Raw genomic sequence first — 25,546 nt, 5'->3', positions numbered from 1 at the left:
GACCGGCCTGTCCCCCGCCGACCTCCGCAAGAGCAGCTGCAAGCACCAACCGATCCGCGCCAACAACACCAACGACGCCACCCAAAGCAGCGACGTTTGATGGCAGTTGGACTTCTGGGGCAGAATAGGAAGCTGTCGCACTTGCCCGTGAAGCTGGCTAGACATCAAGGCGCCTACGCCTGTCTGATGCTTCATGGCTGACGGCGGCAACGGTGAACGGGAGCAGAGCGCGTTGAACAAGCTCAGCGACTTCCCCGCGCGGCACTTCGACCTCGGTTCCATTGGACGAAGTGGGAGTGCCGCAGCCGACTTGGAAGCGGATAGAGGGCAGTCGGAGGCCACAGCATGGGAACTGTAGACGAACAGATTCGCAGCGCCGCCAGTACGATCTCTTCGAACATTACGTCCCTGGGGCACGATCGAGCACTGCTGGCACAGAACATCCTCAGCCAGCTCCGCAATCTGGTCGAGGGAGTGATGGTGCGAGTGCACGCCGGCAGCGGGGCTGTGGACTTCCAGTACTCTTCCGTCAGGCCTGCGGCGGACCACGTGAGTTCGAATGCCAAGCTCAACTTCCTCACACGATTCCATAAGCTGCTTCAGATCAGCGCGTCGCACTACACGATGGGCGGTGACCCTTCCGAACGGCTGATGCTGAAGTACTACGACTACCTGCACCGAATCCGCGACTTGGCTCATACCCAGCTCAGTCTCGATATTCTTCCGAATCTGGAAGACTTTCCCGTAGACCTTGACCCGTCTCTTCGGGAGTACCACGAGAAGATCTCGGCTCGGCTTCTGGCCTCGCGCTCGCTACCGCTCGGCCAAGCCCCCAAGGCTCGCTACTACATCCACGCAGTGCGCCCCTTCTTCGCGGGCGGGCATATCTACTACGAGGTGACCTTCTACAACGCCGTTAACAGGGTTAGTAAGTTCGATCGCATCATCGGCTTCACGGACATCGACATCACTGACAAGCACGCGGCCAATCTAACGCTTGCAAGCGACTCGATTCAGGTACTCGGGCAGACGATGCCGATCACGATCATCCGCGAGTGGGAGGTTTCGATCCGTCCATGCGAGTTCGACAACTTCGCAAGGATCTTCGGCCAGTCCATCACGGTGTCGTCCAACAGTTCCGAGTATCGCAACCTGGCGCAGTATCTGACCACAACTTCATCGAGCCTGCTCGACCTCGTCGACACTGCAGACGATCAGTACTCGCAAGTGAAGACCTGGGCAACGCGACGGTCGGATCGCCCCCAGATCTTCCCTGTACTTGACATGGCGCGCCAGATGATCCAGTCGAAGGCCGCCGGATCCAACGTGCTCCGCTACCTCATGCTGCGAATGAACAACCAACTCATTAAGTGGCAGTTCACGCCGACCGCCTGCGGCGTTCTATCGAACCTTCATCTGCAGTACGGATGTAAGCCGTTCGACGACATGCCCTTCTGCACGTCCTTGTATAAGCATAACCCCCGGATATCCGACCTTCTCGAAAGCTTGGACACGAGCGGTCGCACTCATGAGCTTCTAGCTCGACGCGTGAAGACCAACGTCGAAGACCGCGGCATGCTCTATACGCTGGCAAAGGACCTGGAGGATCTCGGAGACGTAGACCAGCTGGCAGCGACCTACAACGGCAAGGTCTACTACAAGCACACCGATCGGAAGCTGCTCAAGGACAAGGGACACGTCTTCATCAAGGGCTATGAGGACGGCATCGTCGAAATAATCGCCGAGCTCCAGCAGCTTGCGACTACGGGGATTGCTGGGTATGAGGTTGCGGTCAAGCAATGGCTTGCTCAGGCGCCCCCCACCTCCGACGACCCACTTAAGATACAGGCACTCCAGAAGCTCTTCGCTGATTCGCAAGTTGCACTTATCTACGGGGCCGCCGGCACGGGCAAGTCAACGATGGTCGGCCTCATCGCCAACTATTTCAACGGCAACGAGAAGCTCTTCCTCGCTCACACGAACCCGGCCGTCGACAACCTCAAGCGTCGGGTCAATGCACAGAAGTCCACCTTTCGCACGATCAACAGCCACATCGGCCGCAACGACGCGACCGACTACGACGTTTTGGTTATCGATGAGTGCAGTACGGTCAGCAATTCCGACCTGCTCAAGGTGCTTGAGCGGACGTCCTTCAAGCTCCTCGTGCTAGTTGGGGACGTTTTCCAGATTGAGTCGATTCAGTTCGGAAACTGGTTTGGGCTTTCCCGGTCGTTCATCCCGAGCACCGCAGTATTCGAACTCGAGACACCTTTCAGGACCAAGAACGCGAATCTCTTGGACCTATGGTCAACTGTTCGTGAGCTGAAGGAAGACATCACGGAGACGCTGGCACGTAACAGCTACTCCACGGTTCTGGATAACTCTCTGTTCACAGCACAGCGAAACGACGAGATCATCCTCTGCCTGAACTACGACGGCCTGTACGGCATCAACAACGTTAACCGGTTCCTCCAGAGCACCAATCCTGGCGCAGCGACCCTTTGGGGTGCTTCAACCTACAAGGTCGGCGACCCAGTGCTGTTCAATGAGACTGATCGGTTCAGGCCGGTCATTTACAACAATCTGAAAGGAAAGATCGTAGCGATCCAGGCGTTCCCTGGTCGGATCCAGTTCGATGTGTCACTCGATCGACCAGTGACCGCCTTCGACGTTGATGGCGTCCAACTTCGGTACGTCCATGACTCCACGGTGCAGTTCGACGTCTATGAGCGTGGCAGCGGCGACGACGATGATGAATCGACGACCGGGTCCGTACCGTTCCAGGTTGCCTACGCGGTATCCATCCACAAGGCACAGGGCCTTGAGTACGACTCGGTGAAGGTCGTGATCACGGACGCCAACGAGGACGACATCTCGCACAACATCTTCTACACAGCGATCACCCGAGCGCGCGAGCATCTCCAGATCTTCTGGACACCTGAGACCGAACATGCCGTCTTGGGCAGCTTGCAGCGGAGTGTCAACAAGAAGGATGTCGGTCTGCTTTCAAGTCGACGTGGACTGACGCAGGCACCGTGATCCGCTGTGTCGACTTGGAGGTGCCGACGGTTTGCTCGATGACGCAACGGAGCTTGCCCAGGCAGTGGATGTCGGGACGGCCGCAGCGGGAGATCCTGGGCAGGATGCCGATGTGTCGCAGCTCCCGGTGAACGGCTTCGTTGTCGTCGCCGTTGTCGCCGAGCAGGGCATCCAGGCGTCTACGGCCGGCGGGACATTGTCGGCCGAGGCCACAGTCTGGTGACGTCGTTGACGTTCATCGCAGCGGCGATCACCTTGAGAGGGCTGCCGTCGCCGTCGCAGATGAGCTGCTGCTTGCTCCAAAAGCAGTTGCTGCCGTTGGCGCTTACACCATGACGAGCGGCTCAAGTGGGCCGGTGGAGACGGTTGTGAGCCACGGAGGTCAGCCTGCGACCAGAGGCAGTGCCGAGCCAGCGAGTCGACATCGGATCAACGACCCACGTTGATCCGCAAGTTCGGAGTACGCTCTGACCCTCGGTAACGGCACGTCCGTGGCGCTCCGAGACCTGGGGTTGGGGACGATGTCGGGAGTGCCATGCAGCTGACCCATGCCGAAGTGATCAACTTTCGCGCCTTGGATCGGGTGGACGTCCGGATTGATCCGAAGGCCACCCTCATCGTCGGGCGCAACAACAGCGGCAAGACTTCGTTCGTCAACCTCTTCGAGAAGTTCTTCGGCGAGGAAGACACGAGGTTCGTCCTGGAGGACTTCTCCACCGGTCGGATCGCAGACATCGAGCAGGCGCGGCAGATCTTCGCCGAGGCCCAGGCGCACGCTGCCCGGGGTGACACTGCGACGAGCGAGGACCTGTTGGCCAAGGCATATGCCCTTGTCCCGGCCATCCGTTTGGTCCTCACGATCGACTACACGGAGGAGGACGATCTCGCTCCCCTTGCGGGTGTGATCCTCGACCTGGACGACGCCTGCTTTCAGGTCAAGATCGCGGCGGCGCTGGAGGCTGCCCGTCCCCATGACTTCCTTTCGGCCTTTTGGACGGCCAGCCAGCGAGCACAGTTCGACCGCGTCAAGTGGCTCCGCAGGAACTTATCGGACTACTTCACCCCAACATATAGAGCGGTCAGCCTTCTGGACGAAAGCGTCCGCAGGGACATCAAACGCGGAGTCGCGGAGTCCATCCTGTCGGTCAAGTTCGTCTACGCGCAGACGAAGATGGATGACACGCCGAGCGACAAAGCCCGCACTTTGTCGAAGACGTTCGAGACCTACTACAAGGTCAACAGCGTGCGAGAAGACCGTCACCAGAGCATCGAGCAGATCGAGACCGCCCTGGCGTCTGCCTCGAAGCAGCTCGATGACAACTACGCCACCCTGTTTGACCCCATCTTCGAGGACCTGCGCTTGTTCGGGGTCGGTACCATCACGCCGGTTCAGAAACCACGCATCGTCTCCTTCATCGAGGCCTCAGGAATCCTCCGCGGGAGCACCCGCATCCAATACCCGTCCGGGGACGATGACTTCCACCTCCCCGAGGGTCACAACGGACTTGGCTACAGCAAGCTGATCTTCACGATCCTCCAGGTCATCAGCTTCCACCAGACCTACGAACGCACCACGCCCAGGCCGGCGCTACAGGTGCTGTTCATCGAGGAACCAGAAGCCCATCTGCATCCTCAGATGCAGGAGACGTTTATCAAGAACATCCAGGACTTCATCGACCGCAAGACGGGATGGAAGGTGCAGGTGGTCATCACCACGCACTCCTCCCATATCGTCGCCAGCAGCGGCTTCCACACCGTGCGCTACTTCGACCGTTCCGAGCCGCAGCTGACGGTCAAAGACCTGTCGACATTCCAGGCCAACGTCAAGGCCACGCCGCAGGGCGACGAGACCCTGCGGTTCCTACGCCAGTACATGGTCCTGCACCGGTGCGACATGTTCTTCGCCGACAAGGTGATCCTAATTGAGGGCACGGCAGAACGCTTGCTCCTGCCCGAAATGGCGAAGCGGTGCGCGAAGGAGCTGCTACACCAGTACGTGTCAGTCATCGAGGTCGGCGACGCCTACGCAGTCCGATTCCGGGAACTGCTCGCCTTCTTGAACGTCAAGACTCTCGTCATCACCGACATCGACTCCGTTTGCTCCAGGCATCGCGTTGCATGCCCTCCTGGCAACGGGCAAACGGTCACCGCGAACTCAACGCTCAAGAACTGGCTACCCGCGAAGTCCAACGTCGCCGAACTTCTCGCCGTCGCCCCGGATGGCAAGGAACAGGGACACGTCCGCGTCGCCTATCAGATCCCCGAGCGAGAGTCGGGAACCTGTGCACGGAGCTTCGAGGACGCCTTCATCATCGCCAACGCAGAACTCCTCGCCCGCAACTACCGCCAACTCGCTCTCAAAACCGCCTTCGTCAAGGAGGCTGGCGCCGACCCCGCTCCCAACGACATCGAAGTCAAGGCCTACGACATCGCCCAGCGTCTCAGCGATCACAAGACCGACTTCGCCTTTGACATCATGCTCCTCAACGACTGGACCGTGCCCCGCTACATCGCGGAGGGACTGCAATGGCTCGCCTAGAAACCCTCGAAGCCGTCGCAGTGGAGTTGGAGGCTCGGCGCAGCTTCCTCGTCGAAGCAGGGGCCGGCGCCGGCAAAACGACCACCCTGGTTCGCGCCCTTCAGCACCTGCTGACACGCCAACGCGCAGACCTCGAGGCGCACGGCCGTCGCATCGCCTGCATCACGTACACAAACGGAGCTAAAAGGAAGATTATCGAACGCATCGCCGCGGACCCCCTCGTCGATGTAGGCACCATCCATGAATTCCTCTGGAGCGCAATCCAGCCCTACCAGCGCGAGCTCTGGCAGCAGATCCTCAAGTACAACAAGGACTTGAAAAAACCTGAAGACCTGGACGAGGTCCCCACGCCCCCCGCCATCGAGTATTCCGACCGCGGGCGCAGGCTGAGTGAGGGGCGCATCTCCCACGACGACGTCATCGCGCTCTCGCACGGGCTCGTCAAGGCCCATCCCAAGCTCATACGGATCATCACCAGCAAGTACCCGGTCATCTTCGTTGACGAGTACCAGGACACCTCGCCCAAGACGATGCAGCTCCTGCTGGACCACCTGGCAGCTGCGGGCCCAGAGAAATGCGTGATCGGACTCTTCGGCGACTCCATGCAGAAGATCTACGAGTCCGGCGTCGGAGCGGTGAAACGACCCGACCTGCTCACCGAGATCACCAAGCACGAGAACTACCGGTGCTCGCCTCCCGTCGTCGAGGTGCTGAACCGGATGCGGCCTGGGCTCATCCAGGATGCGGTCGGCACACAGCAGACAGGCGAGGTTCATCTGTTTCTCAACAGCGGCATCCCGGCCGGTCCAGAACGACTCACCGCTGCGGAAGCAACGCTCGCCCGGAACGGCTGGGCACGGGAGAACAGCAAGTACCTGCTACTCACCCACCGTGGGATCGCAGGCACGCTCGAGTACGCCAACCTCCTCGAACGGTACCGGCAACTGGGCCGTTACGGCCCCGACGACCTCATGGCCCGCGAGGAGCCCTACATCCAGTACCTCACACGCGTCGAGGCCATGTGCGCCGCCTTCCGCAACCACGACCTCGCCGGGCTGACCGACCTGCTGGACGAGGGACGGACACGGATCACCCGCCACGCCCACAAGCGGGCTATCAGCGGGGCCATCCGTGAGCTCGACGCTGTACGCACGACCGGCACCATCGGCGACGTGCTCGACCTCATGGCCGACGGCCACCTCCTCGCCATGCCTGGAAAGCTCAAAGACCTCGAACGCCGAAGAACCGCAGAAGACTTGGATGAGCGTGGCAAGCGACGAGCGGACTTCTCGAACAACATCCGTGACGTGTCCTACCGGGAACTCATCAGCGTCACTCACTTCATAGATGAACTGACACCGTTCTCCACTCAACACGGTGTGAAGGGCGACGAATTCGAGAACGTCGTCGTGGTGATCGACGACCTCGCCTGGAACAGGTACAGCATCGGCAAGATGCTCGCCGGCACCGACAAACCCGACCGTACCGAGCGCTCTCGCAACCTGTTCTACGTTTGCTGCTCGCGGGCCCAGCACGGCCTGGCAGTGGTATTCATCAGCGATCTCCCAGACGGGGCAGAATCCACGCTCCACGACTGGTTTGCTTCAGGCACTATCCATCGCTGAGCCATACCCGAGGGGCTGCCAGCTCACGTCAACACTGGCCGCTACAAGTCGCGCGCCGCCAGCATCGTTCACTCGTTGGGATGACCATCATCGGATCGGCGTCCTCTTTCGGGGATCTCCATCGCACCGCTCTGGCATAAGTGGTGTCCTTGCCGCATGAGTGCGACGACCGGGAGTGAGCTCCGTTCCGATGTGTGCGATCTGGCGGAGCTGGTCACACCGTTCACGGGCGATGCCGACTTCCGCCAGAACTTGGTGCTCGACCCCTCTTGGCCACGACGCTGGCCGACGACCTGGTTGATCGACGGCAGCCAGGTCGTCTGGCCGGTGCGGGATCTGGAGAGCGTGCCGGTACTGGATTCACAGCCGGTCCGCCGGTTCACCTGGCGAGCCCGGCAGCGGAATCGGCCTGGGCTGGAGCCGATGGTCTCGACCGGCAGAAAGCACGGCTTCGAGTCGCTGGAGGAGCGGGCCCTGCTACGGGGGCTGGACTTCGTAAGGGCCCGGGAGGTGCTGCCGCAGCCGTTCCGCCTGGACTTCGAGTACACAGGCGGCCGCTCGGCTCACATCCCGGACTTTCTGGCGCTCATGCCGGACGGCAACTGGCTGTTCGACGTCCGGCCGGCGGAGTTGGTCCAGGACGAGGATGCGGTGAAGTTCGCCGCTACGCGGGAGGTCGCTGCCGCGGCGGGCTGGCGCTACACCGTCGTCGGCGGCTGGCGGCCGCACGTCCAGGGGGTGCTGGACGCGCTGTCCGCCAGGCGCCGCCCCCGCAAGGACCTGCTGGGCCTGCAGCCTCAGCTCTTGGCCGTGGCCGCTGAACGCCTGCGGTCCTTCGCCGAGCTGGTGGGATCGACCGAGTGGCCGGCCCTGGCCCGGGTTGAGGCGGTCCATCTGCTCTGGCACCGGCGCCTGGGAGTGGACCTCGGTTCGCCGCTTCAGAATGGATCCGTCGTCTGGCTCGGGCAGCCGACCGTCCGGGGGCGGTCGTGAGCCGGGCCGCCGTGTTGGTCGCGCCGGGGACGGGACTGCGGCTGGACGATATTGACTGGACGGTCGAGGAGATCGAGCTGCACCTGGGACGGATCGTCCTGGCAGGTCCGGACGGCGAACGCGAACGACGCTCACTCCGCTGGCTGGTGAACCACCCATGCCTGCGGCCAGCGACGGTTGAGGACGGTCCTGCGGTCCCGCGGCAGCCGGTCCTGCTGTCCGACCTGACCGAAGACCAACTGGTGCGGGCTCGGCTGCGGGCGGAGCACGTGCTGGAGGCGGAGACCGGCTATCGCAGCGGGAGCGCGGAGCGGGCTCTGCGACACGAGCCGAGGCCGGGCTTCGACCCGGCGACGACCCTCCTCAAGGACCGCCGCCGGGCCAAGACCCGCGAGATCAAGGAAATGCCGCCCGGGGAGGCGAAGCGGCTGGGGCTTGAGTACCTGAGCTTCCGGACGCTGGAGCGCCTAGGCAGCCGGGAGCCTGGTGAGGACGTCGTGCTGGCCTGTGCGGACGGCCGCTGGACCCGGCGGGGCGGCGGGCACCCGACGGTGACGGAAGAGATCCGGGAGGCAATCTTCGCGGTCCGCACGGAGTTCCTGCGCCGGTCGCGGATGAGCATGATGGCCCGCCACCGGCTGATGTGTCAGTACGTCCACGAGACGTTTCCCGACTTCCCCGCCGGCGACATTCCGGGGCGCAAGACACTGGCACGGGTCTGGCGGGAGTTGTTCGGGCCGGACGGCTCCCGGCAGCGTTATGTCCGCACCGCCGAGATCGCCGAGGCCGGGCGGCGGGTGGTGGTCCACCGGCCCGGACAGGTCGTCGCGCTGGACTCGACGCCGCTGCCGGTGAAGGTCCGCGAGCACGTGTTCGGCGAGGCGGTGTCCGTGGTCCTGTCGCTGGCCCTGGATCTCTACACGCACTCGATCGTCGCGTTTCGCCTCACGCTCGTGTCGGACACGTCGGTGGACATCGCGATGCTGCTGCGGGACGTGATGATGCCGCTGCCGATGCGCGAGGGCTGGGGTGAGGACATGGAGTGGCCTTACCCGGGCGCCCCAGCCACCCTGGTTGCCGAGTTCGCCGGCCACCGGGTTGCGGCCCTGCCGTTCTTCGCACCGGAGACGGTCACCACGGACCACGGCGGCCCCTACAAGAACCACGAGATCGTCGCCGCCGAGGGAGCACTGGGCTGCACGATCCTGCCGGCCCGGACGCTGCGGGCGCACGACAAGTACGCAGTCGAGCGGGCGTTCTCATCCGTCAAGACCCTGCTGCTGGAGCACCTGCTCGGGTTCACCGGCACCGACGTCGCCGACTGCGGCGCGGACCCGGAGGCCGACGCGGTGCTAACGATCGAGCAGATGGAACACCTGATCGCGACCTGGGTTGTGAGGGTCTGGCAGCGGCGTGAGTTGGGCGAGTACGCGCCGAGCTGGGCGCCGGGCGAGAAGCACAGCCCGAACTCGCTCTTCGCGGCCGCGACCGCGCAGGGCGGCCTCGACCTGGAGATCCCCGCGCCGGAGCTCTACTACAAGGTCTTGCGCTCCCACCACGTGATGATCCATCCGAATCGGGGGGTGAAGATCCTCGGGCTCTACTACTACGACCCGGTGCTGGGCGAGGACCGCTTCCGCGGCCCGTCGCCGCGGGGCGGCCGGCGCAAGGGACGGTGGGTTGTCCGCAGTGACCGAAGGGACCGGCGCCAGGTGTTCTTCCAGGACCCGGACGACCCGGAGAAGTGGCACGCCCTGCGCTGGACCGGGCTCCCGCCCGAGGGCGAGGTCCCGGCGTTCTCCGACGTCAATGCCCAAGCTCTCCTCGGCGAGGTCCGCAGGCGCGGGCTGAAGCCGCTCGCGGATGCCGAACTGCTTCCAGTGCTGCTGGAGATCCTCGGTTCAGTGATCCCGGTGGCCGACTGGCCCTCGCAGATGACCAAGCGGGAGAAGACCGCGCGCTCGCGCCAGGCCACCCAGGCCGCGCAGGCCGCCGCCGACCGGCCTGGGCCGCCAGCGCCCGCCATCAGCGAGACCTCGGACGCCAAGGTGGTCCCCTGGCCGCACCAGGCTGCAGGCGTCCAGGCGGCGGTGGATGCCGACCGGCGCCGTCGGCGCGAGGCCGCGGTCACGGGCCGGCCGACGCCGCCGCCCCGCCTCGGCGATTCCTTGCGTCGACGAAATCTGTTCCTGCTGCCGGACGACGACAGCGAAACCGGGGCGACCAGGGAGAACGTGTGAGTGACGGCCCCAGCTCGGCCGAGGTCTTGGCCGAGTTGCTGGAGAACAAGCCGCTCCGCAGGGACACCTTCGAGGGCTGGCAGCAATTCCGCACCACGCGGCATAGGTTCGCACCCGCACCGGTAATCACGATCGACCAGTGGCGGACGATGAGCCCGCGGGACCAGGCGATTCACAACATGCACCGCACCGCAACCCACGTGAACCTGCCCCTGCAGGAGACACCGATGTCACTCAAGGTGTCGCGCCTGGTGAACCGCAGGATCAACAACAACGCGTGGAAGCGGAACTCCTCCACGCTCTCCGGAGTGATGGTCAACGGCCTGGGCTACCACGGCAAGACCGAGACCACGTGTGAGGTCGCCGCCTCTTTCGAGGATCAGTGGCTGGACCTGCACGCCCACGTCAACCCGCGCCGGGACCTTCACGCCCCCGTCGCATACGTCCAGACCCCGGTGACGGCGAAGCCGAAAAGCACCTGCCAGGCGATCCTGGACTTCTTCGGCGCCCCCACGAAGGGTCTGACGCTACCCGAGTTGGTCCGGCAGGTCGCCCAGTCGGTGAAGGACCACGGAGTGCAGGCGCTGATCCTCGACGACATCACCCGCCTGCGGATGCACCGCGCGGACGATCAGGACGTCCTCGACCTCATCCGGGCGTTCATGAGCATCAACGTCACTCTGGTCCTGGTCGGCGTCGACATCCCCGGCTCCGGCTTGCTGCGGGAGGCTACATGGGACGCCCGCCACCGCCAGTGGGTGATGCCACCCTCCGAAAGCGCCCGAACCTTCGGCTTGGAACCCACCCAGACCGAACGGCGCTTCGACCTAGTCGACCTCGACCGCTTCCGCTATACCACTCCCAAGCAGATCCAGGCCTTCCAGGACCACCTCGCCGGCATCGAGGACGGCTTGCGGCTGTTCGACGCGAGACCGGGAATGCTCACGGACGGCACCATGCCCGAATACCTGATGCGCCGCACCGGCGGCGTCGTCGGCCTGCTGACCCGCCTCATCGAGGACGGAGCCCACGAAGCCATCGATAGCGAACGCGAGCTGCTGGACGAGGAGTTGCTGGACGAGATCGTCCTCAGCCTCGACGACCCCAGCCGGGACCCGGATGCCGGCGAGATTCCTGTGATCAACACCGCCATGGCTGCCCCAGCAGCGAACCATCAGCCCGCAGCCCGCAAGCGGGCGCGCAACACCGTTTACGATGACGGCGGCCCACGCGCTGTCGGAGCGACGCTCTGATGCTGGCTCCACTGGACGGACTGCACCCGCTGCCGCGCAGTCTCATCCCGCTGCCCGACGAGAGCCTGCCCGGCTTCATCCTGCGGCTCTCCCACCGCCTCGACCAGGACCCGGGGCGACTCATGCGTCTGGCCGGCCTGACGAACAGCAAGAACACGTCGAACGCCGCGCCGGTGAGACACCTGCTGATGCTGCAACCGGGCCTGCTGGAATCCTTCGCCCGCCTCACGCGGCTGACTACCGACGAGGCCCAGGCGCTGACTCTGCAGCGGTTCATCGGCCGCGATCCCGCGGTCACCGAGGCTCTGAAGCGGCCCGGCGGCAACCGGCACTCCCGCTTGCTGGTCCCGCCCTGGCTGCTGCTGACCTCAAGCCGATACTGCCCCCAGTGCCTCGCGGGCGACGGCAGCGACGTCCAGAACCGCCACGGCGGGCCCTGGAAGCTGCACTGGCGCCTCGCGACCGTCTTCGCCTGCCTGGAACACGGTGTCCTGCTGGAACACCTCTGCCCCTCATGCCGCAACCCCCCGTTCAGCCCTCACAGCTGGGACAGGCGGCGCCTGCTCCTGTCGGCGCTCAGCGCACCCGGACTCCATCCGACTCAGTGCCGCAACGGTGTCCTCGCCAATGCGAAAGCCCATGCCTGCGGCGAACGTCTGGACAGCACCGCCGCCCGCCCACTCACCCCCCAACTCGCTTCACTTCAGGCGAAGATCCTCGACGTCCTGGTGTCAGGAACCGAGCCAGCCGCTGCGGCCAGGATCAGTGACTTGCAGGTCATGGCCGCAATCGTCGCCGGGACCTGGCCGCGCGCCGCCGTCCATGCGCCCTTTGACCTTCCGCCGGGCCTGGACGCGCTGCTGGACCGCCGAGCCGCTGTTGCAACCACCGCGCGATGGGACACTCCACCGGCCGGGCCCGAGGCCACCGCGGCTCTGCTCGGCATGGCCGACGCCCTCCTTGATCAGCCCCGCACCGTCTTTCGGCAAAACCTCGATCGCCTCCTCTCGGCCGCGGTGCCCCAGTCGATCAGCACCTGGGGACAGACCTGGACCCGGCTGAAGGAACAGTGCTCACCTGCGACCCGGCTCGACGTCGAGCACGCCGCTGCCACCTGTATCCCCAAGCCTCCCAGGAAGCGACTGCCCAGGCCCTTCGCCGGTCCCTCATTCCCGGTCGGCAATCGCGGCTACCTGCCTGAACACATCCCCCAACGTCTGCCCGGCAGTTGGATGAGCATCCTGTTCGAGCACGGCGCCGAGAAGTCATGGCAGGACTCGGTCAATGAGACGTTCCGTCGCACGGCGGCCGTCCACCTCGTCCGGGCCGCGACCGGCGATTCGCTGCCGGATGCCGCCAGGCTCCTGGGGATCCCCGCCTCCTGGGTCCACACGTCCGACAACAGGCTGTCCAGCACCTCGCGGGACCACCACCGCCGCCAGGACCAGCAGCAGTCTCTCGCCGAGGCCTTCGAAGTCCTCGCCCGGCACATCGCTGGCCTCCCCAAGCCCGTTGACTACCACCACCGCAGGCTCAACCTCACGCTCTGGCACCTCCGGCCCGACGAATGGCAGGCCGTCCTGGACCGGCTGCCACCCGCCGACAAGGACCACTCGACGGAACCCGGCGGCGAGGTCCATCTCGCGGCATCCGCCCATATCTGGACCGCCGTCACAGGCAGCGAATGGGAGCTTGCCCCCTGCTTCCAGCCTCCCTTGACTACGAACCCGCCGATGATCTTCCAAGGATGGTCCCAACGCGCGGCCCTCGATCACATCCACAATCCGGCGGGGAACCGCTTCTGGAAGGCTCTGCGGAAGATCCTCGACAGCCATGCCCGGCAGCTCGCGCGGAAGATCGACGCATCCACCTGAGCGGTCGTCTCACCCTCCGTAGTCACTATCTGAGAAGACCGCCAACTATCGGTTCCAAAAACCGCCAACTATCACTTCCAACTCGCGCAACCACCTGCACGAACTGCAGCCCCGTCCGCCAACTACGACTTCCAGTCACATCCGGGAGGCCACCGCTACCTCCCTCGGGGACGGGACTTGAGGTTCATCGTGGTCATGCGACCACTGTCGGCGGGGCGCCTCGTGTGACACCACCGGTAACCTGACGCCTGATGCTGAAAACTCGCCAACCTTCATCGACACCCGCCGAGACAGACGAGGAGATCCTGAAGGGCGGTGCCTGGCTGCCGCACGGCTTTCAGCTCGATCCGCACAGCCACGTCCACGGTCAGCTGGTCTACGCCGCCGCCGGCGCCTTGGTCACGACGACGGAGCGCGGCACGTGGGTCGCCCCGGCGGACCGGATCACCTGGACGCCTCCGCGCTTTGCCCACTCGCACCGCTTCTACGGGCGAACCGACGTACGGCTGGTGTCCGTGCCGCTCGACTTGTGCGCCGGGCTCATCGATCACCCCAGCGTCTTCGCGGTGAGCCCGTTGCTGCGCGAGGCCCTTCTGGCGCTCACCGACGAGCCGGAACGGCGGCCCGGCGCCCACCGGCGCCTGCTCGCCGTGATCGTGGACGAGTTGGCCGACGCCGCCGAGACCTCCCTGCACCTTCCCGAAGCGAGCGACGACCGGCTGCGCGCCGCCACCGACCGGCTGCGCGCGGACCCCGCCCGGCCTTCCACCCTGGCCGAGCTGGGCCGGGCGGTGGGGGCCAGCGAGCGCACGCTCAGCCGTCTGTTCCACGCCGAGCTGAGCATGAGCTTCCACCGCTGGCGGACCACCCTGCGCATCCACCACGCTCTGGCGCACCTGACCGACGGGATGACGGTGACGGAGACCGCAGTCGCGTGCGGCTGGTCCAATCCGTCCACCTTCATCGACGCCTTCACCGAGGTCGTCGGCCAGACACCCGGCCGCTACCAGGCTGGTCTCCGCATTCACGGACGCTAGCCGCTGGGCCGTCTGCCCGATGTGTGCTGGTCGAGCGTGCAGTGGGCGTGGCCCGAATCGGCTTGGCGGGTTTCCGGTATCGAGTGTCGACTTGCCGGTGGTCTGGAGTCCGCTGGGTCTTTCACAGTGGACAGCGAGCGAGCGGGCGGCGGCCCCCGACCCCATGGCCGGCGCCGCGATGTACGCGTTCGGCGCGTACCGACCACCGTACGGATCATGAAGGGCCTGAACGCATGACTGAGACACGCGACGACACGGCCGTCGTCATCATCGGGGCCGGCGTCGCCGGTCTGACCCTCGGCAACCTCCTGCTGCGCAACGGCGTCGCCTGCATCGTGCTGGAGAAACACCCTCGCGCCTACGTCGAGAAGCGCCAGCGCGCCGGAACGATCGACACCTTCGGGGTGCGCCTGTTCCGTGACTGGGGCCTGGAGGAAGTCCTGGCGGGCGACCCGATCCCGCACAGCGAGGGCGGCTTCTACATCGACGGCCACGCGATGCCCATCGACGTGGACGAGGACGACAACGAGAGCCTGTACTGCCCGCAGCAGGTCCTGGTGCGCAACCTCACCGACGTCTTTCTCCGCGAAGGCGGTGACCTGCGCTACGAGGCCGCGGACGTCGCTCCGGAGAACCTCGCCGAGGGCCGCCCGGTGGTGCGCTACCGAGACGCCAAGGGCGCGGCGCGGGCCATCGAGTGCGACTTCGTAGCCGGCTGCGACGGCTTCCACGGCGTCTCCCGCCGGTCCATCCCCGCCGCCGCGCTGACCGAGTACTCCCACGAGTGCGGCTACTCCTGGCTCAGTGTCCTGGCCGCCACCGAGACCAAGCCCTCGGGCATGGCGATCCACGAACGGGGCCTGGCCGGGATGATCCCCCGCGGCCCTGAAGCCAGCCGCATCTACCTCCAGTGCGCGGTCGACGACACCCCCGAACGGTGGCCGGACGAGCGCATCTGGAGCGAACTGGAGGCCCGCTTCGGCACGCCGCCCTCGCGCGGGCAGATCCTGTCCAAGCAGATCGTTCCGCTGCGCAGCGTGGTGTTCGACCCGATGAGCTACGGCAGCCTGTACCTCCTGGGCGACGCCGCGCACATCGTGCCGCCGATGAGCGCCAAGGGCATCCACCTCGCTCTGCACGACACCGAGGTCTTCGCCCGTGCGGTGATCCGCCGTGCCACCGAGGGCGACTCCAGCCTCCTCGACAGCTACTCGCAGACCTGCCTGCCGCACATCTGGAACTATCAGGCGTTCGCCACGTGGATCACCGATCTCATGCACAACGCCGGATTCACCGGCTACGAGGGCGAGTTCAAGAAGCAGATCGCCCGCGCCGAACTCCAGCGCCAGTTCACCTCGGAGTCGGCGAACAAGCTGTTCAATGAACTCACAGCCGGAACCAACTAGGCCCCACCTCCTCCTCCGGAACCATGCCGCGTCGTCGTCCTCGTCCGGCTCCGGCGCCTCCGGGTCGCGCAGCGGGCGCAGGGCGCCGGCCGCCGGGGTGGAGGCGGTGAAGCAGTAGCGGCGGAGCAGGTTCTTATCCGGTTGCGGTGCTTGAGCGGGGACGGTCGGGCGATGTCCTCGTCTCGGATCTCGTGGCCCTCGACCCCACGCCTGGCCAGAAGTGTCAACCAAACTCGGCAGACACCGAGTTCGACGCCGCGTACGTCCTGGGGCCGCAGCACCCGCGCCGGAAGCACCCGGCAGCCGATCACCTCCTGGACCTCGACCAGGTGGTGGTTGCGGTAGACACTGCCGTGGTCGGTGGTCACCGTCTCCGGCGCGAAGAACGGTAGGGCCGCGACGCGGTGGCCGACGAACTCCGCCACCACTGCGGCCGGCAGTCCCGGGTAGGGCCACTCCATCTCGCCGTCCCCGTCGGCCCGCATGGGCAGCGGGAGCATCACGTCCCGCAGCACCATCGCGACGTCGACCGATGCGTCCGACACCAGCGTGAGCCGGAAAGCGCAGATGGAGTGGGTGTAGACGTCCAGCGCCGGCGTCAGGTGGACGCGGACCGGGTCGCCGAAGACCCCCTCACGGACCATCACCGGCAAGATCGTCGCGTCCAGCGCGACCACCTGGCCCGGCCTGGTGACCAGCACGTGCCCGTCCTTCTCGGGCAGCGACGCGGAGCGTTCGTAACGCTGCCGACCACGGCCCGGGCCGAACCACTCGTGCCGGACCCGCCTGAGCGTGTCGTAGCTGGGGACCTTGATCTCTTGGCCGGGGAACGTCTCGCGGACGTAGCGGTGGATCATCGTCTCCCGGGTGCGGGCGTCCACCTTGGAGCGGTGGAGCCGGGTCTCCTCCCGGACGGCCAGGATCGCTGCCCGGACCTTCTCCGAGACGCTGGGGTGCCCGCCGCTCTCGCGCAGCCATCGGTCGTCCGCGCAGCCGACCGCTCCGGAACGTCGGAGTTGGCGACACCTTGCTTGCCGAACGATCACCAACCGACAGATACCTCGCTGAATCAGCGACAGTTGTCGTGCTGACCCACCCGGAGAACCGCACGTCGAGTAGTGCGGTTAGCGACAAGTAGCGTGCCGAGTCACACACACTGAGCGACTGCACGACTCGGTGTCCTGTCGCACGGCAGATGGCGGATTCTCACTCGGTCTCATCCGTGTCGTCGGAGTCTCACCGTTCCCGCCACGGTCGCTTGCCGCGTGTACGCGAGGGCCGGAGGTACCGGCGGCTCCGGGCACGAGCAGCAGGCCTCGGCGCTTCAGTGCACCAGGAGTTCGATGGCGGTCTTCAGGCGTTCGAGGTAGAACTCCCGCGTTGCGGCCTGGTGCTTGAGGCCGATCGACGCGCTGATCATCGTCCGCGCGACGGGCGTGGTCACCGGTGGCCTCGAACGAACCCGCGAGGGCTGGGAGTTGCAGTTCGCGACGAACCATCTGGGTCACCTCGCACTCGCCGTCGGCCTGCACGACGCCCTTGCCCTCGGAGCGTCCGACCGCGACGGGGCACGGATCGTCTCGGTCAGTTCGACGGCGCACATGCGTTCCGGCGTCGACTTCGACGACCTCCACTTCGAGCGGCGCGGCTACGACCCGCAGATCGCCTACGCCCGGTCGAAGACGGCGAACTCCCTGTTCGCCGTCGAGGCGACCCGCCTGTGGGCGTCCGACGGCATCGTCGCCAACGCGGTGAACCCCGGCGGCGTCGCGACGGGTCTGCAGCGGAACTTCACCGCGCGGCAGAAGCAGTCGCTCGATGCCGCCGAGGCCGCCGGAGTCTTCACGTACAAAACGGTCCAGCAGGGAGCCGCCACCACCATGGTCGCGGCCGTCGCCCCGCAGTTCGCCCACTCCGGAGGCCACTACCTCGATGACTCGCAGGAGGCCTACACCGTGCCGAACGACGCCGACCTCGCACAACACCCGCACGGCGTCAAGGAATGGGCGCTCGATCCCGCTGCCGCCGAGCGCCTGTGGGCGGTCTCGACCGACCTGCTCGGCACCTGACCCCCCGACACCTCGCGCCCGACTTCCCCAACGGCGACCAGTGGCCTGCGCCGTCTTTCAGGCTGCATGCCGTTGCCGTCGGAACGATTGGGAGAGCCGATCATGATGTGAGGGGCGGAATCAACCGATTCCGCCCCCCGTTCGCCATTCGACCGGCACCCGACCCGGTGAACGCATGCCCACGTACCCGGCCTGGACACGATGGCCCCGGAATTGACCGGGCCGCCGCATCCAGGACCGGGCGGGCGCTGCTCCCAGGTTCCCTCCTAGGTTCCGGCGCAGTTGGTGAACGTTGCCCTGGTCCGTGCGCTGTAGATGCTCGCGCCGCCATTGTTGTCGTACTTGAGGGGCACGGTGATGGTGTCGTCGGCGGTCCAAGGGAAGCCCTGGGCGTCGAACGTGAAGGTTCCGGTGGCCTTGGTGGCCAGTTCGGACAGCGTGACCCACCCGTACTGGCGCGGGGGCACGCTCACGGTCAGCTTGCTGCCCAGCTCCTGCTTGAGGTCCACCGTGGTCGCGCCGCTGATCTCACCGTTGATCGTCAGCTCGACATTGGCGAGACCGATGGTGCCGCCGACCTTCAGGCTTCCCCCCAGCTTGAAGCCGATGGTGTTGCTCCACCCCGTGGTGGTGCTCAGCGAGAACTCCCACGGGATCGTGGTCGAGGTGTCGTTGAACCAGATCGGGGAGACGCACTGCTCCGGCAGCGTGAACGGCGGCGTCTGGCTGCTCGTGGTCCAGGAGCAGGTCGCGGTGTCCTTGTTGCACCGGGCGGCCGCGTAGTCCACGGCCATGTTCCACGCCGTCTGGTAGAGCTCGGCGGGCAGTGTCCACTGCTGGTACGGCGTGTTGTCGCAGCGGTAGGTGTACACCCAGTTGTCGCCGGCGGGCGGAATCTGGACGGTCAGGCAGGAGTTGTCTCCGACCTGGCGGATTCTGAACGCCTTCTGCGCCGATCCGGAGATCGGCTGGAAGTACCACTGCTCGGACGCGCGCCCGTCACACGGCTGTTGCCGCAGCTGGTAGCGGGCGGTGGTCAGGTCCATGCACTTGCCGGTCGTGGCGTTGGCGATGGCGAACCCCGACCCGAGGCTGGTGCCCGTGTTGATGCGCCACGTCGTGGCAGACCCCGGCGCCGAGTTGACGGAGATGGGCGCACTGTCGTCGTAGCTGCCGTCCTGGACGTCCAGCAGCTTGCCGTTGCTGACGTTGGTGAAGGGCAGCTGGATCAGTGCCGTCAGGCTCGTGTCCGCTGGGGGCGCGGCCGCGGCCGGAGCGGCGCCGACCCCCAGGGCCGCGCCCACCATCGCGGCGAGGACGGTCGCCACCTGCCACAACGATCTTCTTTTCCTGGCTACGGTTCTGGCCACACGCGTGGTCCTTTCGCATGTCACTTGTCCGACTTCCAGCCGTTGCACCAGCGGCAGAGCAGCTGGCCGTTCTCAGGGGTTCCGGAACCACCGTTAGCCTTGGGATCCATGTGGTCGACCTGGCGTTCGTCGTTGGACGGCGTCACTCCGCGCTGCGACTTCTGCGGCTGGACGACTTCCCGGCCACACCATTCGCAGAGGTTGATTCCGTTGTACTTGTCCGCGTTGAGCGCGACGACGGTCCTTTTGCCGGCCCGGGTGAAGTCCATCCCGGGCCTGCTGCACGCCGCGTTGTGCACGAGGAGCCGGCTCGACCCGGCCTGGACGTAGTAGGTGTGGATGGTGCTGACGCTGAGGTTGTAGACGGTCGCGTCGGCCACATCGCCGCGGTCGTGGACGGACGCGACCTTCCGCGCCGTGGAACCGGGCGCACCACGGACGACGTCACCGGCTCGGACGTTGCCGGCATCGACCCAGCCACGGTCCTCGATCCAGATGGGGTGGCCGGCGGTGGCGGTGACCGGCGCCGGCTGCGGCCCTTCGAGGCCGATGTCGATCAGGTGCTTCGTACCGTGGCCGGTGATGACGTACGTGACGGGTTCCGTCGCGGTTCGGTCGGTGGCGGGATCGGTGACTCGGACCTGGTCGCCTTCGTGCACGTCACTGATCGGCTTGACGGTGCCGTCGGCCATGACCACCGGGGTGTCGGGGGCGAAGGAGTTGCACTCCTTCTCGACCGCTGCGGCGGCCTTTTCAACGGTTGAGGCTTCTTTGGCCGCGGTCTTGGCGACGGTACTGGCGAGCTTGCCGCCGGGGATCATGCCCAGCGCGTCCATCGCCGCGGCCTGCTTGTTGCCCTGCGCGAGCTGGCCCGCCACGGCCACCCCGGAGGCGACCGTGCCGATCGGCCCCGGCACGAAGGCCACCACTTCCGCCGCGGTGGTGCCGACGCGGACCACCGACTTCCAGCTGAAGGTCCCGGCGAGATCCAGGCCGTTGACCGGGTCCGCGTCAACGTAGTCGTAGTCGTTGGCCGACCCGCCCGGGACCGGGTCGACCTGCAGGAACCGGCCCAGGACCGGGAGGTAGACGCGTGCGCCCATCTCGATCGCCTGCTGGCCGGCCAGGTGCTCCACCGGCCGCTCGTGCTGGCCGAGCCACCCGAAGTCCATGCCGCCGGCAGCGGTGGCGGGGACGGGAATGTCGCTGAAGGCGCCGGTCCCGGGGTCGATGTTCTGGCCGTAGGGGTCGTAGAGGCGGATGTCACCGGTGCGGGCGGCGGTGCCGTCGGCGGTGAACAGCACGTCTCCGTGGATGTTCGGGTAGGACCAGTTGGTGGTGACGGCCTTGTCGTAGTTCTTGGTCAGCAGCACGCCACCCGGCAGCGGCACGATGCGCTGCAGCAGGCCGCCGTCCTTGTCCAGGACGAGGTCCGCGCTATCGTGCTTGGAGCTGTAGGAGTAGCGGGTGGTCCCGTTCTTCGAGCCGTCGGCGGCGCCGGTGACGGTACGGGCCGTCAGCCTGTCGGCCGGGTCCCTGGTGTACGAGATCGCGGTACCCGACGCGGTCGTGGTCTGGATGTGCCGCCTGGCGGAGTCGTAGCCCAGGGTGTCGTCCCCGAGTTTGACCGTGTCCCCGTGGGCGTCGTAGGCGAGGGCCAGGGTGAGGCCGCCGCTGGCGGAGGTCAGCCGGTCGGCGCCGTCGTAGCAGTAGGTGGTGGTGACCGCAGGGGCGCCGTTGAGGCTGTCGGTGGATGCGGTGCGGTTGGTGTTCGCCCCGGCCGCCACCGCTGGCCCGCAGCCGTCGGCCGGGTCGAACCGGTAGGTGAGCCGGTGGTGCGGGACGGTCGCCGCGACGAGTCGGCCCGCGGTGTCGTAGGTGTAGGAGTAGGTCGCGGAGGTCTTCCCGTCCGCCGTGACCACGTCGTCGGTGACGCGGTTGTCGCGGGAGCGGGTCACCGTGTCGACCACGGTGGCGCCGGCGGTGGTCCACGTCAATGCCGTGGGCTTGCCGGAGTCGTTGCGTGTCAGCGAGTCGAGGCGGGACCCGTTGCCGTAGGTGACAGAGGCCAGTTCGGCCGCGGCGGTGTAGGCGGGGGTGGCGACGCTGGTCCCGTCCACCTTGACGTTGGTCAGCTGGTTGGCGTCGTTCCAGGCGTAGGACACGGTGCTGGACACGCCCTTGACCGTGGTGGTGTCGGTGGTCAGCCGGCCCACCTGGTCGTAGGTGGACCTGGAGGTGACGCCGTTGGCGTCCGTGTAGCCGACCTCCTGGCCCAGCAGGTCGATCACCGTGGTGATCGAGCCGTTCTCGTCGGTCACCTTCGCCGTCAGCGGGTCGCCGCCGGCGGCGTAGTCGGTGGTGACGGTGCGTGCGGGCTTGTCCCAGAAGGCCGGGATGCTCTTCTTGACCGCCCGGCCGCGTACGTCGTAACTCGTGCAGGTCCACGCTTCGTCGTTGACGCGTTCGGCGACGGCTCGGCCGGCCTCGTCGTACACCGTCTCGCCGGTGAGCGCTGCCCCGTTGCCCGGTTTGGCGGCGGTGGCGGTCCTGGCCATACCGCCCTGGTTGGCGGCCGGGGCGTTCGGGTCGCAGGGATTGGCGCGGGTCTCGGTGTCGCCGTAATAGGTGGTGGTGTTGCGCTTGTCGGGGTTGGCGATGTCACCGGCGGGCATGGCCGTGGTCATCTTGCGGAGGTAGCCGACGCCCGGCCGCTCGTAGGTGGTGCGGGAGGTCAGGCCCAGTCCGCCGGGATCGGCCGTCGTGGAGACGACGAGCCCGTACACCGGGTCGATCCCCGCCGCAGGGTCGGAGTAGCTGGTCGCACCGCGCTTGGACGGCGCCCGCTCCTTGTCGCCGCCGGAGGTGTCCTCGGTGGTCGTACCCGTCGACCAGCCGTAGCGGGGCGCGAGGTTCGCCCCCGGCACCGGGGTCGGGGCGCCGGTGCCGGGCGGGGTCCAGGTGAAGGCCAGCGCCCCGGTCGTGCCGGAGCGGTTGTAGTAGTCGACCCGGACGCGGTGCCGACTGCCGGCCGTGGTGTTGGTGTACGTCCCGGTGACCGCGGTGCTGGGCTTGTCGCTCCAGCTGTCGACGGTCAGCACGTCGTCCACCCACAGGCGGACGCCGTCGACCGCCGTGAACCCGAGGCCGTAGTCCCCGGCGGCGGGGAACTGGACCTCGCCGGTGAATCGGCCCGACCAGCCACCGGAGTTCGCCACCGGCGGGCTCGCGCCCCACGACCGCGACAGCGCCCCGTCGCCCGCGCCGACCCCGGTGGCGAACACCGTCGGCACACCCGCCAGCTCCGGGTTGTCGTAGAAGGCGGCGGACAGCCCCGCCAGCCCCTCGTCGTAGGTGGTGTGGGTGTGCGGCATCTTCCCCGCGCACGCGGGCGTCGGGGTCCGGCCGGTGAAGCAGGACGTCGGCGCGGGCCCGTACTTGTCGACCGGGCGGTCGGCGTGGTCGTAGACCGTGGTGGAGCGCCGGCCGGCGCTGTCGACGGAGGCAGTGGCCTGGTCCTTGGTGTTCCACTCCGCGGCGATGCTCGCCCCGGTGAAGTCGGTGGTGACCAGGGTGCGGCCTGCGTCGTCGTAGGTCACGGTGCGCGAGCGGGTCGAGTCGTACACCCCGGCCAGCGCCACGGTGGCCTGTTTGCGTTCGAGGTAGTACTGGTAGAAGTGCTCGGCTCGCATCCCGGCCGTACGGCCGTCCGGGGCCGGTGCCAGCACCTGTACCGCGCGCAGGGTGGGCGGTTCCTTGGGGTCCTCGATCACGGAGTCGTAGCCGATCACCGTGCAGGCGGCGGCGGTGTCACCGGTGTTGGTGCACCCGTTCTCCGCGGACGGGGCCTGGTGCGCCACCCAGTCGTACGCCAGGCTTCCCCGGACGGTGGCCAGCGGCCCGATGCTGTCCAGGGCCTTCTGCTTCTCCAACTCGTTGTCCCCGGCCTCGTCGTAGCGCTGCTTCGCCGAGGCCCTGCCCACGTAGTCGAAGTCCTGCATCACCGCGCCGGGGTTCTCGACCCGGGCCAGGGTGCCCATCTGGTACCAGAGCCGGGTCTCGCTGCCGTCCCAGTACCGAATCCGGCACAGCATCTGCGGCGGTGCCGGGTCGGAGCCCGGCGGACGGGCGACTCCGCCGTAACAGCCGTCGCTGCCGTCGGTGTTGTAGAAGAGCTGGTGCGACCGGCCGGAGACCGGGTCCTTGATCTGCGTCAGCCGCGGTGGCGTCCCGCTGTAGACGTACTGCAGTGCGGCCGGCTTCTTGCCGTCCAGCACCGACTCCACCGCCGCCAGCGTGCCGTCGGGGTTGAACAGCGACACGGTGTCGCCTTCGGTGAGCGTGATCCGGCCCGAGGTGTCGAAGGCGAGCACACCGTCCTCGCCCGCCGGCGGCGTGTAGCCGGCTGTGGAGGCCTTGGCCCAGGTGTGCTTGCCGCCGGCTCCGTCGGTGAGCACCACCGAGCCGTCCAGCATCTCGGCGCGGCTGTAGCCGCTGGACTGCGCCGACAGCGTCCAACCCGCCGGGAGCGCCTGCGCATCCGAGGAGAACAGCCACTGCGTCGGCACGATCCTCGGCTCCAGGGTGTGTACGCGCTGGGTGTCCGGGCCGGTGCTGCTCTTGGCCCACAGCACCATGCGCGGACGCTGGTCGGAGTGGTGGTACAGCTCGACGCGCAGCGGCACCAGCTGACCGGCCTTCAGCGCGATCTCCTGGGCCTGGTGCGGGCCGGGCAGGAGGAAGTCGTCGCCGGGGTCGGCGGGGCCGGGGTTGTCGTAGACCAGCTTGTCGCCCAGCCAGACCCGGGCGCCGTCGGTGTGCGAGCCGGCGAACCGGAAGTCCCCGGTGACCGGGGCCTTGAACTGGCCCTCCCAGCGGACGACGAACCAGTTCTTGTCCAGGGCGGGCGGCATCGGGTTGTCGCGCCACGGCTGGTTGTCCGGGTTGCCGGTCCACGGGATGCCCCAGTCCAGGTTGACCTGGGACTCTCCGCGCACCATCACGGGGGTCGTGTCCGGGGTGCCCGCGTGCCGGGAGTCGTTGAAGTAGGAGGCGCGCACACCGTGCGGGGCGCCCTCGCGGGAGTTGTAGGCGAGGTTCACGCCCGCCGATCCGCCGACGGTCCGGAACGCCGGGCCGGCGGCCTCGACGTGCGCGTTGCCGTTGAACAGGTTCACCGTCACCGGGCCCAGGTGGTCCGTCGGTGCCGGGCCCGGGTCGCCGACCCGCTGGTTGACGGTGAAGTGCCCGACCCACTGCGGCGGGGTCGCGGTCGTCGCGCCGGACATCGCGGTGGCCGCCGTCCAGGTGTAGCGCGCGCCGTCGTGCAGCACGTGCTTGGGGACGGTCCACTGCGGCTGGTCGAGGCACCCGGAGTCCACCACACTGCCCGAACGGCCGTCGAACCCGGTGGAGATCTTGAAGCAGTACAGGACACCGTCACCGGCCGGGGCCACCTGCAGCGCCGGCGTCTCCGTACCCACGACAGCACCGTCGACCGGGGAGACCAGGCTGGTCTGCGGCGCCGCCGGGGCCGCGGCGCGCGCCGATCCGCGCGCGCCGAACCGCGGATGCTCGCCGGTCGCCAAGGGCGCGAAGTCGGCCTCCGGCTGCTTCGCTTCGGCCTGCGGCTTCCGCTCGGCCGCCGACGGGACCGACAGGATCGGCAGATCCCGCGGCACCGTCCTCGACGCCGAGGACGCCCGCGCCGATGCCGACGGCATGCCTGCCGCCTGGACCGTCGAAGCCACCAACACCGTCGCCACCGCGAACACGATCCACCGCAACCACGACCGCGCGGACAACCGCGCTGTGCCGGCACCTCCGGACAAGGCCCCTCCAACGCCGTCGACGTCCGCCGGGACCCGTGACACGGCAGGACGCGGGTCCACTCCCTTCCACTCCTGGGTGGAAGGCATGGGCGAGGACTGAAATCCTCCGCGACCGAAGGGCCCTGGGGAACAGGTGCTGTACACCTTGGCCGGAATCACCGAACCGCCTGGCCTCCAAACGGAACGCCCGCCGCATGGACCGGCCGTCACCGCCGCGCCGTCCTGTCAGGGACATGCTCAAGAGCACGCCGCCGGGCACCTCCAAGCGGA

At 67.0% G+C, this 25,546-nt stretch carries 14 protein-coding genes and 1 pseudogene; 12 read left to right on the top strand and 3 right to left on the bottom strand.

Annotated features, from left to right (window positions below):
* Nucleotides 1–345 precede the first annotated feature (345 nt).
* The 10 genes from ACIRRS_RS09115 to ACIRRS_RS09070 all read left to right on the top strand — a co-directional run bounded on the left by ACIRRS_RS09115 (nucleotide 346) and on the right by ACIRRS_RS09070 (nucleotide 16,006).
* Complete coding sequence (locus ACIRRS_RS09115; protein ID WP_402966991.1) at nucleotides 346–3,039, top strand: ATP-dependent RecD-like DNA helicase; 2,694 nt, start codon at nucleotides 346–348, stop codon at nucleotides 3,037–3,039.
* 31 nt (nucleotides 3,040–3,070) lie between these two features.
* Entirely contained in the window at nucleotides 3,071–3,262 is a 192-nt protein-coding gene (locus ACIRRS_RS09110; protein ID WP_402966989.1) for a hypothetical protein, read from the top strand.
* 312 nt (nucleotides 3,263–3,574) lie between these two features.
* Complete coding sequence (locus tag ACIRRS_RS09105) at nucleotides 3,575–5,578, top strand: ATP-dependent nuclease (RefSeq protein WP_402966987.1); 2,004 nt, start codon at nucleotides 3,575–3,577, stop codon at nucleotides 5,576–5,578.
* A complete protein-coding gene (locus ACIRRS_RS09100) occupies nucleotides 5,566–7,203 on the top strand; it encodes a UvrD-helicase domain-containing protein (RefSeq protein ID WP_402966985.1) in 1,638 nt (545 codons plus the stop codon). The genes ACIRRS_RS09105 and ACIRRS_RS09100 overlap by 13 nt, the downstream gene beginning before the upstream one ends.
* Nucleotides 7,204–7,359: 156 nt before the next feature.
* Nucleotides 7,360–8,196: a TnsA-like heteromeric transposase endonuclease subunit gene (locus ACIRRS_RS09095; RefSeq protein ID WP_402966983.1), complete on the top strand. Its 837-nt coding sequence runs from the start codon at nucleotides 7,360–7,362 to the stop codon at nucleotides 8,194–8,196.
* Entirely contained in the window at nucleotides 8,193–10,436 is a 2,244-nt protein-coding gene (locus ACIRRS_RS09090; RefSeq protein ID WP_402966981.1) for a transposase, read from the top strand. Before ACIRRS_RS09095 ends, ACIRRS_RS09090 begins: the two co-directional genes overlap by 4 nt.
* Nucleotides 10,433–11,689, top strand: a complete 1,257-nt coding sequence (locus ACIRRS_RS09085) for an AAA family ATPase (RefSeq protein ID WP_402966979.1) — start codon at nucleotides 10,433–10,435, stop codon at nucleotides 11,687–11,689. Before ACIRRS_RS09090 ends, ACIRRS_RS09085 begins: the two co-directional genes overlap by 4 nt.
* Entirely contained in the window at nucleotides 11,689–13,563 is a 1,875-nt protein-coding gene (locus tag ACIRRS_RS09080; protein ID WP_402966977.1) for a TniQ family protein, read from the top strand. Before ACIRRS_RS09085 ends, ACIRRS_RS09080 begins: the two co-directional genes overlap by 1 nt.
* A gap of 251 nt (nucleotides 13,564–13,814) precedes the next feature.
* Nucleotides 13,815–14,600 carry a helix-turn-helix domain-containing protein gene (locus tag ACIRRS_RS09075; RefSeq protein ID WP_402966975.1) on the top strand — a complete coding sequence of 262 codons (786 nt, stop codon included), beginning with the start codon at nucleotides 13,815–13,817 and terminating at the stop codon, nucleotides 14,598–14,600.
* A 233-nt stretch (nucleotides 14,601–14,833) separates the two neighbouring features.
* Nucleotides 14,834–16,006, top strand: coding sequence for a 4-hydroxybenzoate 3-monooxygenase (locus ACIRRS_RS09070; RefSeq protein ID WP_402966973.1), 1,173 nt, complete (start codon nucleotides 14,834–14,836; stop codon nucleotides 16,004–16,006).
* On the opposite strand, the gene ACIRRS_RS09065 is transcribed toward ACIRRS_RS09070, so the two are convergent.
* Entirely contained in the window at nucleotides 16,003–17,052 is a 1,050-nt protein-coding gene (locus ACIRRS_RS09065) for a hypothetical protein (RefSeq protein ID WP_402967063.1), read from the bottom strand. The two genes, ACIRRS_RS09070 and ACIRRS_RS09065, sit on opposite strands and share 4 nt — an antisense overlap.
* A gap of 384 nt (nucleotides 17,053–17,436) precedes the next feature.
* On the opposite strand from ACIRRS_RS09065, the pseudogene ACIRRS_RS09060 reads away from it, so the two are divergent.
* Nucleotides 17,437–18,075: pseudogene (locus ACIRRS_RS09060) on the top strand (SDR family NAD(P)-dependent oxidoreductase); the annotation flags it as partial.
* A 266-nt stretch (nucleotides 18,076–18,341) separates the two neighbouring features.
* Here ACIRRS_RS09060 and ACIRRS_RS09055 read toward each other — a convergent pair.
* Nucleotides 18,342–19,403, bottom strand: a complete 1,062-nt coding sequence (locus ACIRRS_RS09055; RefSeq protein WP_402966972.1) for an RICIN domain-containing protein — start codon at nucleotides 19,401–19,403, stop codon at nucleotides 18,342–18,344.
* A gap of 62 nt (nucleotides 19,404–19,465) precedes the next feature.
* Nucleotides 19,466–24,928 (bottom strand): PA14 domain-containing protein, encoded by a 5,463-nt coding sequence (locus ACIRRS_RS09050; protein WP_402966970.1) that lies wholly within the window; start codon nucleotides 24,926–24,928, stop codon nucleotides 19,466–19,468.
* Between ACIRRS_RS09050 and ACIRRS_RS09045 the strand changes: the two genes are divergently transcribed.
* Nucleotides 24,864–25,376 carry a hypothetical protein gene (locus tag ACIRRS_RS09045; RefSeq protein ID WP_402966968.1) on the top strand — a complete coding sequence of 171 codons (513 nt, stop codon included), beginning with the start codon at nucleotides 24,864–24,866 and terminating at the stop codon, nucleotides 25,374–25,376. The two genes, ACIRRS_RS09050 and ACIRRS_RS09045, sit on opposite strands and share 65 nt — an antisense overlap.
* The last annotated feature ends 170 nt before the right edge of the window (nucleotides 25,377–25,546 follow it).

Origin of the sequence: Kitasatospora sp. NPDC101183, from assembly GCF_044767945.1 — a bacterium.
Classification (GTDB): Bacteria; Actinomycetota; Actinomycetes; order Streptomycetales; family Streptomycetaceae; genus Kitasatospora.
This window is presented reverse-complemented; position numbering and strand designations above follow the sequence as displayed.